The organism is Izhakiella australiensis, assembly GCF_002006995.1.
Taxonomy (GTDB): Bacteria; Pseudomonadota; Gammaproteobacteria; order Enterobacterales; family Enterobacteriaceae; genus Izhakiella; species Izhakiella australiensis.
Genome location: NZ_MRUL01000001.1, coordinates 406,038 through 419,583 on the forward strand (window position 1 = coordinate 406,038; position 13,546 = coordinate 419,583).

The 13,546-nt window shown below is 57.4% G+C and carries 13 protein-coding genes and 1 riboswitch; of the genes, 9 read left to right on the plus strand and 4 right to left on the minus strand.

From position 1 onward, the window contains the following. Positions 1 to 2 precede the first annotated feature (2 nt). Positions 3 to 2,873, plus strand: coding sequence for a bifunctional [glutamate--ammonia ligase]-adenylyl-L-tyrosine phosphorylase/[glutamate--ammonia-ligase] adenylyltransferase (glnE, locus tag BTJ39_RS01825; protein ID WP_078000945.1), 2,871 nt, complete (start codon positions 3 to 5; stop codon positions 2,871 to 2,873). 66 nt (positions 2,874 to 2,939) lie between these two features. Beyond that, on the plus strand, positions 2,940 to 4,367 hold the full coding sequence (hldE, locus tag BTJ39_RS01830) for a bifunctional D-glycero-beta-D-manno-heptose-7-phosphate kinase/D-glycero-beta-D-manno-heptose 1-phosphate adenylyltransferase HldE (protein ID WP_078000946.1): 1,428 nt from the start codon (positions 2,940 to 2,942) through the stop codon (positions 4,365 to 4,367). A gap of 33 nt (positions 4,368 to 4,400) precedes the next feature. Here the strand turns inward: hldE and ubiK are convergent, their stop codons facing one another. Beyond that, on the minus strand, positions 4,401 to 4,679 hold the full coding sequence (gene ubiK / locus BTJ39_RS01835) for a ubiquinone biosynthesis accessory factor UbiK (protein ID WP_078000947.1): 279 nt from the start codon (positions 4,677 to 4,679) through the stop codon (positions 4,401 to 4,403). Positions 4,680 to 4,825: 146 nt separating this feature from the next. Next, positions 4,826 to 4,975, plus strand: a riboswitch (FMN riboswitch). Between the two features lie 107 nt (positions 4,976 to 5,082). Between ubiK and ribB the strand changes: the two genes are divergently transcribed. From ribB to BTJ39_RS01850, 3 genes are all read left to right on the plus strand, one after another. Further along, entirely contained in the window at positions 5,083 to 5,739 is a 657-nt protein-coding gene (ribB, locus tag BTJ39_RS01840; RefSeq protein WP_078000948.1) for a 3,4-dihydroxy-2-butanone-4-phosphate synthase, read from the plus strand. 154 nt (positions 5,740 to 5,893) lie between these two features. After that, the gene (ygiD, locus tag BTJ39_RS01845; protein WP_078000949.1) at positions 5,894 to 6,679 is read left to right on the plus strand and encodes a 4,5-DOPA-extradiol-dioxygenase; all 786 of its coding nucleotides are present in this window, start codon (positions 5,894 to 5,896) and stop codon (positions 6,677 to 6,679) included. 38 nt (positions 6,680 to 6,717) lie between these two features. Beyond that, positions 6,718 to 6,933 carry a hypothetical protein gene (locus tag BTJ39_RS01850; protein WP_078000950.1) on the plus strand — a complete coding sequence of 72 codons (216 nt, stop codon included), beginning with the start codon at positions 6,718 to 6,720 and terminating at the stop codon, positions 6,931 to 6,933. 29 nt (positions 6,934 to 6,962) lie between these two features. On the opposite strand, the gene BTJ39_RS01855 is transcribed toward BTJ39_RS01850, so the two are convergent. The 3 genes from BTJ39_RS01855 to tolC all read right to left on the minus strand — a co-directional run bounded on the left by BTJ39_RS01855 (position 6,963) and on the right by tolC (position 10,817). Beyond that, positions 6,963 to 8,123, minus strand: a complete 1,161-nt coding sequence (locus BTJ39_RS01855) for a glutathionylspermidine synthase family protein (RefSeq protein WP_078000951.1) — start codon at positions 8,121 to 8,123, stop codon at positions 6,963 to 6,965. Between the two features lie 4 nt (positions 8,124 to 8,127). Further along, positions 8,128 to 8,760, minus strand: coding sequence for a DUF1190 family protein (locus tag BTJ39_RS01860; protein ID WP_078000952.1), 633 nt, complete (start codon positions 8,758 to 8,760; stop codon positions 8,128 to 8,130). Positions 8,761 to 9,326: 566 nt separating this feature from the next. Next, entirely contained in the window at positions 9,327 to 10,817 is a 1,491-nt protein-coding gene (gene tolC / locus BTJ39_RS01865) for an outer membrane channel protein TolC (protein ID WP_078000953.1), read from the minus strand. A 200-nt stretch (positions 10,818 to 11,017) separates the two neighbouring features. Between tolC and nudF the strand changes: the two genes are divergently transcribed. Genes nudF through yqiA form a run of 4 tightly spaced genes read left to right on the plus strand, consistent with a single transcriptional unit; the run spans position 11,018 to position 13,535 of the window. After that, positions 11,018 to 11,653 (plus strand): ADP-ribose diphosphatase, encoded by a 636-nt coding sequence (gene nudF, locus BTJ39_RS01870; protein WP_078000954.1) that lies wholly within the window; start codon positions 11,018 to 11,020, stop codon positions 11,651 to 11,653. Beyond that, positions 11,650 to 12,075: a DUF1249 family protein gene (locus BTJ39_RS01875; protein WP_078000955.1), complete on the plus strand. Its 426-nt coding sequence runs from the start codon at positions 11,650 to 11,652 to the stop codon at positions 12,073 to 12,075. Before nudF ends, BTJ39_RS01875 begins: the two co-directional genes overlap by 4 nt. Positions 12,076 to 12,120: 45 nt before the next feature. Beyond that, positions 12,121 to 12,948, plus strand: coding sequence for a 3',5'-cyclic-AMP phosphodiesterase (gene cpdA, locus BTJ39_RS01880; RefSeq protein WP_078000956.1), 828 nt, complete (start codon positions 12,121 to 12,123; stop codon positions 12,946 to 12,948). A 5-nt stretch (positions 12,949 to 12,953) separates the two neighbouring features. Continuing rightward, positions 12,954 to 13,535, plus strand: coding sequence for an esterase YqiA (gene yqiA / locus BTJ39_RS01885; protein WP_078000957.1), 582 nt, complete (start codon positions 12,954 to 12,956; stop codon positions 13,533 to 13,535). The last annotated feature ends 11 nt before the right edge of the window (positions 13,536 to 13,546 follow it).

Here is a 13,546-nt window from a genome sequence, read left to right on the forward strand (position 1 = left end):
CTATGTCGCCATTATCTGCCCGGCCTTTGCCCGCCCGCCTGGCTCAGCACCTTCAGCAGGTACAGGATGGCTGGCTGAGCGACGAACCGCCGCCCGACGCCGATGCGCTCAGGGTATGCGCCTTCAGTGATTTTATTGGCGACGGTTTACAACAGCATCCCCAATGGTGGCAGACGCTGGTGCAGCAGCCCCCGCAGGCGAATGAATATAGCGGCTACAGCGCCGAGCTGGCGCTGCTGCTGGCCGGCGTACAGGATGAAAATCAGCTGATGCGCGCGCTGCGCTTGTTTCGCCGCGAAAAGCTGATCCGTATTGCCTGGATGCAGACCCAGGCGCTCTGTGACACCGACTTATCGCTAATGCAGCTCAGCACGCTGGCCGAGGCGCTGATTGTCGCCGCCCGTGACTGGCTGTACGCCGCCTGCTGTCGCGAGATGGGTACCCCTTGTAATCCCCAGGGCGAGGCGCAGCCGCTGCTGATTCTGGGCATGGGAAAACTTGGCGGTAACGAGCTTAACTTTTCTTCTGATATCGATCTGATTTTCACCTGGCCGGAAAATGGCGCAACCCGTGGCGGCAGGCGCGAGCTGGATAATGCGCAGTTTTTTACTCGTCTGGGGCAGCGGCTGATAAAAGTGCTCGATCAGCCTACTGCTGACGGGTTCGTCTACCGCGTTGATATGCGTCTGCGCCCGTTCGGCGACAGCGGTCCGCTGGTGATGAGTTTTGCCGCGCTGGAGGATTACTATCAGGAGCAGGGGCGTGACTGGGAACGCTATGCGATGGTTAAAGCCCGCCTGATGGGGGAGCGGGACGATCGCTGGAGTGAAGAGCTGCGCAGTATGCTGCGTCCCTTCGTTTACCGGCGCTATATCGACTTCAGCGTTATTCAGTCGCTGCGCAATATGAAAGCCATGATTGCCCGGGAAGTCAGGCGTCGCGGCCTGGTGGATAACATTAAGCTCGGGGCCGGCGGCATTCGGGAAATTGAGTTTATCGTGCAGGTTTTTCAACTGATACGCGGCGGACGTGAGCGTACTCTGCAGGGTCGCTCGCTGCTGCCGACCCTGGCCGCGATTGGCGAACTCGGCCTGCTGCTGCCGGCGCAGGTGGCGACGCTGCAGGCGTCCTATCTTTTCCTGCGCCGCCTTGAGAATCTACTGCAAAGCATCAACGATGAGCAGACGCAGACCCTGCCCGCCGATGAGCTTAACCGCGCGCGGCTGGCCTGGGCGATGGAATATCCGGACTGGCAGGCGCTTCACCGGCAGCTGGAAAACCATATGAGCCAGGTGCGGGCTATCTTTGACGAGCTGATTGGCGACGAAGCGCCGGAGCACGGCGAATCGAATGACAGCGGCGACTATGCCGGGCTGTGGCAGGATCAGCTGGAGGATGCCGATCTTCTGCCGCTGGTACCGCAGCTTGATGATGGCGCGCGCCTGTCTTTGCTAAACGCGATCACCGCATTTCGCCAGGATATTAACCGCCGGACTATCGGGCCGCGTGGGCGCCAGGCGCTCGAACAGCTAATGCCACGCCTGCTGGCGGAAGTTTGCCCGCGTGAAGATGCGGCGGAAACCCTGAATCGCCTTGCGCCGCTGCTACTAAGCGTGGTGACCCGCAGCACCTACCTGGAGCTGCTGACGGAATCTCACGGCGCCCTGCGCCATCTTATTCGCCTTTGCGCCGCTTCGCCGATGATCGCCAGCCAGCTGGCGCGCTATCCGCTGCTGCTTGATGAGCTGCTCGATCCTTCAACCCTTTATCAGGTTACCGCGCCTGATGCCTACCGTGACGAGCTGCGGCAGTATCTGCTGCGCGTACCGCTCGAAGATGAAGAGCAGCAGCTGGAAGCGCTACGGCAGTTTAAGCAGGTACAACAACTGCGTATTGCCGCTGCGGATATAGCCGGTACTTTGCCGGTCATGAAAGTAAGCGATCACTTAACCTGGCTGGCTGAAGCCATCATCGAGGCGGTGGTGCAGCAGGCCTGGGTCATGATGGTGCAGCGTTATGGCCGGCCTGCGCATCTGCAAAGCGACGAGGCGCGTGGATTTGCCGTACTGGGCTATGGCAAACTCGGCGGCTGGGAGCTGGGCTATAGTTCAGATTTGGACCTGGTGTTTCTGCACGACTGCCCGGCAGACGTGATGACTGCGGGCGAACGTGAGATTGACGGCAGGCAGTTCTACCTGCGACTGGCGCAACGCATTATGCATTTGTTTAGTACGCGCACCTCGTCGGGCATTCTCTACGAAGTGGACGCCCGGCTGCGGCCTTCCGGCGCGGCGGGCATGCTGGTGAGCACGTTCGATGCTTTCGCAGAATATCAGCGCGATGACGCCTGGACATGGGAACATCAGGCGCTGGTCCGGGCACGGATCGTATATGGCGATGCGGCGCTGGCGGCCAGATTTGCTACCATTCGTCGCGATATGCTTTGTCGCCAGCGCGACCCGCAGCAGCTCAGGACCGAGGTCCGCGAGATGCGCGAAAAAATGCGCGCCCATCTCAGCAATAAGCATAAGGGACGCTGGGATATCAAGGCGGATCGGGGAGGCATTACCGATATTGAGTTTATCGCCCAGTACCTGGTGCTGTGCTATGCCGCCGGGCAGCCAAAACTGACCCGCTGGTCTGATAATGTGCGGATATTTGAACTGATGGCTCAGCATTCACGTATGGCGGAAGATGAAGCCCAGGGGCTGACCGCGGCTTACGTTACGCTGCGCGATGCATTGCATCACCGGGCGCTGCAATCCTTGCCGGGACACGTTGAGCCCGATGCCTACAGTCAGCAAAAACAGCAGGTCGATAGCAGCTGGCAGCGCTGGCTGTCGGCTGCGGATAGCGACGCGGCTGATGAGTAACCAGCCGCTGCGGGATGTATGTTATTATCCGCGCAAACTTATTTACCGTTGTCTGGAGTCTCTGGAATGAAAGTTACCCTGCCCGATTTTAAACATGCGGGAGTTCTGGTGGTTGGCGATATTATGCTGGATCGTTACTGGTACGGCCCGACCAGCCGCATCTCTCCCGAGGCGCCGGTTCCGGTGGTAAAAGTTGAAACGATTGAAGAGCGTCCCGGCGGTGCCGCCAACGTGGCGATGAATATCGCGGCGCTGGGGGCCAGTTCGCGCCTGGTTGGGCTTACCGGCCCCGACGATGCCGCTAAAGTGTTGGATAATGCGCTGACGGCGTTTAACGTCAGCTGCGACTTTGTTACCGTGCCCGGACATCCCACCATTACGAAACTGCGCGTATTATCGCGTAATCAGCAGCTGATCCGGCTGGATTTTGAAGAAGGCTTTTCCGCCGTTGACCCGCAGCCGCTGCATGAGCGTATTGACCAGGCCCTGCCGGCCGTGGGCGCGCTGGTGCTGTCTGACTATGCCAAAGGGGCGCTGAGCAGCGTTCAGAACATGATACGTCAGGCCAGAGCGGCGGGAGTACCGGTGCTGATCGACCCGAAAGGCGCTGACTTTGAGCGCTATCGCGGAGCCACGTTGCTGACGCCGAATCTTTCCGAATTTGAAGCGGTCGTCGGACGCTGTAAAACCGAAGAAGAACTGGTCGAACGCGGCACGGCGCTGCTGGAACAGTTCGAATTCTCCGCGCTGCTGGTAACCCGTTCCGAGAACGGTATGACGCTACTGCAACCGGGAAAAGCGCCGCTGCATTTGCCGACCCAGGCGCAGGAGGTTTACGACGTCACCGGGGCGGGCGATACGGTAATTGGCGTGCTGGCCGCCGCGCTGGCCGCCGGAGACTCTCTGGAAGAGTCCTGCTTTCTGGCGAATGCCGCTGCCGGCGTGGTGGTGGGTAAACTCGGTACGTCAACGGTGTCGACGGTTGAGCTTGAGAATGCCATTCGCGCCCGCCCGGAAAGTGGCTTTGGCGTAATGGACGAAGAACAGCTAAAACAGGCCGTCGCGCAGGCGCGTCAGCGCGGTGAGAAGGTGGTGATGACTAACGGCTGCTTCGATATTCTGCACGCGGGTCACGTTTCCTACCTTGCCAATGCGCGCAAGCTTGGCGACCGGCTGATCGTTGCAGTCAACAGCGATGCCTCTACCCGGCGCCTGAAAGGCGAAAGCCGTCCGGTAAACCCATTGGTAAATCGTATGATCGTCCTTGGCGCGCTGGAAGCGGTGGACTGGGTGGTGCCGTTTGAAGAGGATACGCCGCAGCGCCTGATTGGCGAGGTTCTGCCAGACCTGCTGGTCAAAGGCGGCGACTACAAGCCGGAAGATATTGCCGGTAGTAAAGAGGTGTGGGCTAACGGCGGCGAGGTGCGGGTGCTCAATTTCGAGGACGGCATTTCGACGACCAATATCATCAATAATATTAAGAAAACGCGTTAACAGCGGCGGGCGGACCTGCGCCGCCCGGCGCTACTATTGCATATCTTCGGTTTTAATCACCGCGTCGCTGCCGGCGCGGCCTTCCAGTGCGGCAACTCGCTGCTCAAGGACCGCCAGCTTCTCACGGGTGCGCAGTAAAACCTGGGTCTGTACGTCAAACTCTTCACGATTTACTAAATCCAGCCGCGAAAGCTGCGCCTGCAGCGTCTGGCGGATCTTCTTCTCCACGTCGTCGCCAAACTCGCGGATGCCTTTCGGCATGGATTCATGTACCTGGCGGGCGAGTTGTTCAATTTTTTTCGGGTCAATCATGGATATATCCTGGTCGCGGCAAACATCTGCTAAGTGTAATCGCTGTTGGGCTATTGATAAACCTGAAAAGTCACAGAAGCCTTCGCCGGTGCGCGCGGCATTTTTTGTACATTGCGCAAGGCCAGGGTTGGCGCTATAGTAAATCCGCTTATTCTCAGGGCGGGGTGCAATTCCCCACCGGCGGTAAATCAGCCCAGGCTGAAAGCCCGCGAGCGCTTCAGGCGACAGCCTGAAGGTCAGCAGATCCGGTGTAATTCCGGGGCCGACGGTTAAAGTCCGGATGGGAGAGAGTAACGTTTCTTGCCGGGCGCAGCGCGCCCGCTCGCCGTTATACCGTCATTTATGACGCTCCTAAGTCCGCCCTGGTTCTGGTAACCCATATAATTAGTAAGGTTTATTTACCATGAATCAGACGCTACTTTCTGAATTTGGCACGCCGGAACAGCGTGTAGAACGTGCAATTGCCGCGCTGCGTGAAGGTCGTGGTGTAATGGTGCTCGACGATGAAAATCGTGAGAACGAAGGCGATATGATCTTTGCTGCGGAAACCATGACCGTAGAGCAAATGGCGCTCACTATTCGTCATGGCAGCGGCATCGTTTGCCTGGTTATTACCGAAGAGCGCCGCCGCCAGCTCGATTTGCCGATGATGGTGGAAAACAATACCAGCGCCTACGGCACCGGTTTTACCGTGACAATTGAAGCGGCGAAAGGCGTCACCACCGGGGTGTCTGCCAGCGATCGTATCACCACCATTCGCGCTGCCGTGGCCGATAATGCCGTGCCTGCCGACCTTCATCGTCCGGGACATGTATTCCCGCTGCGCGCGCGCGAAGGGGGGGTACTGACCCGTGGCGGTCATACCGAAGCGACGCTTGACCTCGTCACTCTGGCCGGCTTCAAACCCGCCGGCGTTTTGTGCGAGCTGAATAATGATGATGGTTCAATGGCGCGCGCACCGGAGTGCGTTGCCTTTGCCAGACAGCAGCAGATGCCGGTGGTTACCATCGAAGATCTGATTGCCTATCGTCGCGCTCGCGAGACTCGCCACGCCAGCTAACTTGCGATGCAGGTGAGGCTGCCTCACCTGCATTTTTCTGCCCCCCGCTTTCCTTCAAATTTTCTGATGATCTTCATCATGCTTATCTGAGTTTTTAATTGCGCGCTCAGGCGTATGGTATTGCCAACAGAGTTTGTATCTTCAGGGGAAAATTATGACGCAGTCCCGTATGCCTGCCTTGTTTCTGGGCCACGGCAGCCCGATGAACGTGTTGGAAGAAAATACCTATACTCAGGCCTGGCGCCAGCTGGGTGATACCCTGCCGCGCCCGCAGGCGATACTGGCGGTTTCGGCGCACTGGTACACCCGTGGCACGGCGGTAACGGCGATGGAGCAGCCGCGTACTATTCACGATTTCGGCGGCTTTCCTCAGGCGCTGTTCGACACCCACTATCGCGCTCCCGGCTCGCCAGCACTGGCTAAGCAGGTGGCGGAGCTGCTGGCGCCGCTGCCGGTGACGCTGGATCAGGAATGGGGATTCGACCATGGCAGCTGGGGCGTACTGATCAAAATGTACCCGCAAGCGGATATTCCGGTGGTTCAGATCAGCGTGGACGGAACTAAGCCGCCGCTCTGGCACTATGAACTGGGGCAAAAGCTGGCGGCGCTGCGCGATCGGGGGGTGATGATCGTCGCCAGCGGCAACGTTGTGCATAATCTGCGGATGCTGAAATGGCAGGGCGATAATCAGGCGTATCCCTGGGCGCAGGGCTTCAATCAGTTCGTACGCGATAACCTTAGCTGGCAGGGGCCGGCTGAGCAGCACCCGCTGGTCAACTTTATGCAACATGAGGGCGCCGCGCTGGCCAACCCGACGCCGGAGCACTACCTGCCGTTGCTCTACGTGCTGGGAAGTCGCCAGCCCGACGAGCCGGTGACGGTGCCGGTGGACGGCAACGTTATGGCAGCGTTGAGCATGCTGTCGGTGCAGGTTGGCTAGCGGGGGAGTTAACCGTCGCGCGCTCTGGCGGCAACGTTATGGCGGCGTTGAGCATGCTGTCGGTGCAGGTTGGCTGGCGGGGAGTTAACCGTCGCGCGCTCTGGCGGCAACGTTATGGCAACGTTGAACATGTTGTCGGTGCAGGTTGGCTGGCGGGGGAGTTAACCGTCGCACGCTCTGGCGGCAGCTTATGCCGCCAGGCGCGTTTTTACCGTCCTCGCTATCTTACCGGGGATCCCGGACGGATTACGTGATATGACCGCCCCGGCACTTCCGGTCCGCGTTATTCGATAAAGGTATGCGGGTAGAAGCGGGAGAGGTCCTGGGTGATCAGCTGGCGGTCTTCGCGCAGGCCAATACCGGCAGGCTGGTCGTTAATCAGCCAGCTGCCGATTAACGTATAGCTGTCGCCGAATTTTGGCAGCGGATGGAACTGCTGAACAATCATGCCTTCTTCGCCGTAGGGGCCATCAACACGGGCGATCTCCTGGCCGTTTTCCACAATGCGAATATTGGCGCCTTCACGGGAAAATAGCGGCTTCACCACGTATTTATCCAGCGCCGGCGGATTCTCGTCGGCAAAAAAGGCGGGCAGCAGGTTAGGATGATTGGGGAACATCTGCCACAGCAGCGGCAGCAGCGCTTTGTTTGATATAATGCTTTTCCAGCCCGGCTCCAGCCAGCGCACGCCGGCATCAGCCAGCTTGGTGGAAAAGATTTCACGCAGCATGAACTCCCACGGATAGAGCTTAAACAGGTTGCTGATGACCTGGTCATCAACGTCGGTAAACTGCCCCTTTTCGCCAAGACCAATCTGATCCATATACAAAAAGGCATTTTCCAGTCCGGCTTCGCTGGCGCAGTCCTGTAAATACTGTACCGTGCCGCGATCTTCCTCGGTGTCCTGGCAGCAGGAAAAGTGCAGCAGATTAAAACCATGCTGCTGCTTCAGATCGGCGAAGCGCTCAATAATCTTTTCCTGCAGACTGTTAAACTGATCGCTGCCCTGTGGCAGGTTGCCCGCGTTCAGCTGGTCTTCCAGCCAGATCCACTGGAAGAATGCCGCTTCATACAGTGAGGTGGGAGTATCAGCATTATTTTCTAACAGCCGGGCATTGCCCACGCCATCCCATGCCAGATCGAGGCGCGAATAAAGCGAGGGCTGATCGCTGCGCCATGAGTCGCGCACAAAGTCCCAACAGTGTTTAGGAATGCCAAAACGCGCCAGCAGCGCTTCGCTGTTTACCACTTTTTCCACGACCTGCAGACACATCTGATGCAGTTCGCTGGTAACCGACTCCAGGGTTTCAATCTGCCCCAGGGTGAACTGGTAGTAGGCATCCTCACACCAGTACGGCTCTCCGTGCATAGTATGAAAGCGAAAACCATATTCACTGGCGCGTTCACGCCAGTCGGGACGTTCACTAATGCTGAGACGTTTCATGGTCTCAGCCTCCAAAACTGCGGCTGGAGGTGGCGCTGCTGCTGCGGCTCATGGTTGCCTGTTTGGCCACCGTTTCGCCAAAGCCGCCGCGGGTCACTGTGTTAGTGGTCGCTGGTTTCGGCGCCAGCGCTGATTTTGGCACGCTGGCGCTACGGCCCGAAGTGGCGCTGCCGTAGTTGCGGCCGGATGCATCAACAAACTTGCCGTTCGCCGGGCTGGCCGGATTGCGTGAGGTGAATAATGGCTGCTGTGCGAAGCCGCCCCCCATCATGCGACCCATCATATAACCGGCCATCAGCGGCATCCAGAAGCTGCCGCCGCCTGCGCTGGCCTGGGTGGCCTGCTGGCACTGACCTTCGCCAAACTCCGCCACGCAGTCCTCGCGCGAGGCGTATTTCGGCGCGGTTTTTTCAGCCTCTTTCAGGGCGTTGTTATACGAGGTCTTGCACTGCTCGCTTTGCCCAGGATTGGCTTTTGAACAATCATCCACGTTTTGATACATCGAGACGGTTTCGTCCGACTGCTCGCATCCTGCCAGCATAAAGACGGCGGAAACCGCCAGTGCGACCGGCGTCAAATGCCTGGCGCGCCAGCTTTTACGAAAAGCGGCATAATTTACTGCCTTTGTCCGTTTCATCATTATTTTCCTTATACCCAAAGGACCTTCAGAATATGGGATATGCGGTGAAAATTGAAGCAGGGGGGGGAGTGGGGGGGCGATCTTTACGTTGCTATACGAATGCCCTTCATCTTCTGTCCTCTGACGGCGTTGGCTGCCTGCGCCCGCCCCGGTCACATACTGGTGTATGCTCGCGGAGCGGACGTAGTTGCCGCCTTGTCAGTGAACAGAATCTTTCGGGCATTAACCCCTGCGTCTTCTGCCCTCTGACGGCGTTGGCTGCCCGCGCCCGCCCCGGTCACATGCTGGTGTATGCTCGCGGAGCGGACGTAGTTGCCGCCTTGTCAGTGAACAGAATCTTTCGGGCATTAACCCCTGCGTCTTCTGTCCTCTGACGGCGTTGGCTGCCCGCGCCCGCCCCGGTCACATACTGGTGTATGCTCGCGGAGCGGACGTAGTTGCCGCCTTGTCAGTGAACAGAATCTTTCGGGCATTAACCCCTGCGTCTTCCGTCCTCTGACGGCGTTAGCTGCCTGCGCCCGCCCGGTCACATACTGGTGTATGTGACCGGGCGGTTAAGTGGGTCAGTTCTGGAATGGATTGCCGTGCTGACGGGACTTCGTCGCGGGTTTGTGGCTGGTCTGGCGAACAGGGGCCGATGAAGAGACCTGGGTCATTCGAGGCGCATCATCGGCTTTATTTGTTTGCTGTTGGTTTTCCGGCGCGACGCTATCCGGCGATGTGGGGACATCTTTGCCCAGCATGCTGTTGAGCTGCATCAGATCCTGCTCATTGAGGGTACCTTCGGCCTGTTTAATATCCAGCAGGCTGATCAGGTAATCATAGCGGGCGTTAGAGAGCTGCTGTTTAGCGTTATACAAAGTCGTTGTCGCATCCAGCACGTCAACGATAGTGCGGGTGCCTACCTGGTAGCCCGCTTCCATTGCATCCAACGAACTTTGCGCAGAGACCACCGCTTGTTTATAAGCGCTGATGCTGCTGATGGCGGCGTTTACGTTGTTAAACGAAGAGCGGACGGTCTGAATCGCCGTGCGATGAGCGCTTTCCAACTGCTCGCTGGCGCTGACAAAGGCGTACTGTGCTTGTTTAACCTGTGAAGAGGTTGAACCACCGTTATACAGCGGCATGGAGAAGCTCAGCCCGACCTGATTTGATCCAGCGATGCTGTCGGATGTCGCTGCCGACTGATTGGCGCGGCGACCGCCGTATTTACTGTTTGATAAGCCGGTTGAGGCGGTCAGGTCGAGGGTCGGCATATAACCGGTTTCCGCCGCGCGAATCTGCTCGCGCGCCAGGCTCTGGGACAGGCGTGCGGAGAGCAGGTCGAGGTTACGACTTTCAGCTTCTTTCAGCAGGCTTGCGACCGACTGCGGCTTTGACGTTTCGAAACGCGTGATATTCAGCGATGCTAACGACGGGTAAAAGGTGCCGGTAACCTGACGCAGCTGCTCCAGCGCATTGTCCAGATTGTTGCGGGCGGTTACTTCGCTCGCTAGCACGCTGTCATATTGCGCCCGGGCGTTTTGCACGTCGGTAATGGCGACCAGGCCAACGTTAAAGCGCTGAGTGGTTTGGTCCAGCTGGCGGTAAATAGATTGTTTCTGCGCCTGGGTGTAAGAAAGTGAATCGATCGCGCGCAGTACGTTAAAATAAGCCGTAGCGGTGTCCAGCAGCAGCTTTTGTTGCGCCGTCTGAAAAACCACGTCCTGAATACCTGCCGTTTTTTCCTGCAGGGTCAGGGCGCGCCATTTGCTCATATCGAAAATAGTTTGCGTCAGCTGCAGCGAGCCGCTGGTGGTATTCGAATGCAGGCCGCTGCCGTCGCGGTAGCCGCCTTGATAGGTATAGTCAGCGCCAAGACCTAACTGGGGGAGCAAGGGGCTGCGGGCTTCGTTAATTTTCTCAAACGCCGCATCGCGATCTGCTGCTGAGGAGCGCAGGTCCGGGTTAGTCAGAAGAGCTTGTTTATAAATTTGCAACAAGTTCTCAGCCTGACTATTGATACTGAAGGCCCCGAGACTCAGCCCAATAATTACAGAGAGCAGTTTCTTCATTTGCATTCCTTGTTGTGCAGCAAAATTGCTAAGTTAGCGCAGGCGCGAACTAAAAATTAGCGCCGATTCTAGCAGAGACCTTCGTCAAGGTAAGTTGGCTGAAAGTGCCATCTGGCCTTAATTTACGCAATTTAACGGCAAATAACCACTTACAGGTCGGCCAGCCTGACGCCGCCGCCAACTGACAGAGGAGTTGTCATATGTCTTCACAAAAAAAATTACCGGTGACTTTCGGCAAAAACGATGTAGAAATTATTGCACGGGAAACCTTATACCAGGGCTTTTTTTCCCTGGTACGTTACCGTTTTCGCCATCGCCGCTTCGATGGCGAGATGAGCGCGGAAGTCAGCCGTGAAATTTTCGAACGCGGTCATGCGGCGGTGCTACTGCCATACGATCCGGTAAGCGACCAGGTGGTCTTAATAGAACAAATCCGTATTGCATCTTTTGACAGCAGCCCTTCGCCCTGGCTGTTAGAATTAGTCGCCGGCATTATTGAAGAGGGCGAAAGCGTCGAAGATGTGGTCCGGCGCGAGGCGCAGGAAGAAGCCGGCGTGACGCCGGGGCGGGTCAAACCGGTGTTGAGCTACCTCGCCAGTCCGGGAGGCACCAGCGAGCGCCTTGCCATTATGGTCGGAGAAGTGGATGCCAGCGTGGCGCAGGGAAACCACGGTTTGGAGGAAGAGAATGAGGATATTCTTGTTCATGTGGTTAGCCGTGAACAGGCTTACCGCTGGGTGGAAGAGGGGAGTATTGATAACGCGGCCACGGTCATTGCTTTGCAATGGTTACAGCTCAATCATAAGAAATTACGACAAGAGTGGAATCCTGAATGAACAAACGCTACACCCCTGACTTTCCGGAAATGATGCGGCTGTGCGAAACCAATTTCGCACAGCTACGTCGCTTGCTGCCGCGCGAAGAGCAGGCCGGGGCGGTAATTGATTATCAGGTTAACGGCGCCAGCTATCGGCTGACGATTCAGGAAGCGACGCGCTACACCACCCTGGTTGAGATTCGGCAAATCGCGCCGGCTGTCAGCTACTGGAGCCTGCCATCAATGTCGGTCCGTCTTTATCATGATGCGCTGGTTGCGGAAGTGTGTTCGACACAGCAGATCTATCGCTTTAAAGCGCGCTATGATTATCCTAATAAAAAACTTCATCAACGTGACGAAAAACATCAGATAAACCAATTCCTCGCCGACTGGTTGCGCTATTGCCTGACCCACGGCGCGGTGGCGGTGCCGGTTTTCTGATAACGCTAACCCAATTCTGAGATGGCGTTAACCTAAGGACTTTGATTGGATAGCCTGCTAAAACTTTCGGCGGCAAGTGGGGCCTCTGTCAGGATTTTACAAATAACAGATACCCACCTTTTTGCCGGTAAACATGAAACGCTGCTTGGGGTCAATACCTGGGCCAGCTATAAAGCGGTGCTGGATGCTATCGAAGTCCAGTCAACGCGCTATGACCTTATTATCGCCTCCGGCGATTTAGCGCAGGATCACAGTGTCGAAGCCTATCAGCATTTTGTTGAGGGCATTCAGCGTTTGCCGGCGCCCTGCGTGTGGCTGCCAGGTAATCATGACTTCCAGCCGGCGATGTTCGCCACCCTGGCGGCGGCAAAAATTGAACAAGCGAAGCAGGCGCTGCTGGGAGATAGCTGGCAGCTGGTTCTGCTGGATAGCCAGGTATTCGGCGTGCCCTACGGTGAGCTGAGCGACTATCAGCTCGACTGGCTCGAAAAGGCGCTGGCGCGCTATCCGCAGCGGCATACGCTGGTCCTGCTGCATCACCATCCTATGGCGTCAGGCTGTACCTGGCTCGATCAGCACAGCCTGCGTAATTCACACATGCTGGATGCGGTGCTGAAAAATTACCCCTTAGCGAAAACCGTCGTTTGCGGGCATATCCATCAGGAGCTGGACCTGGACTGGAACGGACGTCGCATGCTGGCAACGCCGTCTACCTGCGTGCAGTTCAAACCCCACTGTACCAGTTTTACTATTGATAGCGAGCCGCCGGGCTGGCGCTGGCTTGACCTCTACGCTGACGGCCGGGTTGAAACCGTTATTGAACGCCTGACGACCCGTGCTTTCGTACCTGACCTTGACTCAGAAGGCTATTAAGCACCATGTCCACGCTGCTGTATCTGCATGGTTTTAACAGTTCGCCTGCTTCAGCAAAGGCCACGTTGTTCAGAACCTGGCTGGCGGCGCAGCGCCCGGATATTACCCTGCTGGTCCCCCAGTTGCCGTCATTTCCTGCTGAAGCCGCGCAAATGCTGGAGGAGCTGGTGATGGCCAGAACGGGGGAAAAGTTAGCAGTGATTGGCTCTTCGCTTGGCGGCTACTACGCCACCTGGCTGTCGCAATGTTTTACCCTGCCGGCGGTGGTGGTAAACCCGGCGGTACGCCCCTTTGAACTGCTGCTGGATTATCTTGGCGACAACGAGAATCCGTACACCGGCCAGCAATATGTGTTAGAGTCTCGCCACATTTACGAGCTGAAAGTGATGCAGATTGACCCGCTGGAGTCGCCGGATTTAATCTGGCTGCTGCAACAAACCGGCGATGAGGTTCTCGACTATCGCCAGGCGCTGGAGTATTACCAGGCCTGCCGACAGACGGTTGAGCAGGGCGGCAATCACGCTTTCATCGGTTTTGAACGCCACTTCCCGGCGATTGTGGATTTTCTCGGCTTCAACGCACACTGAAGCCTGCGGGA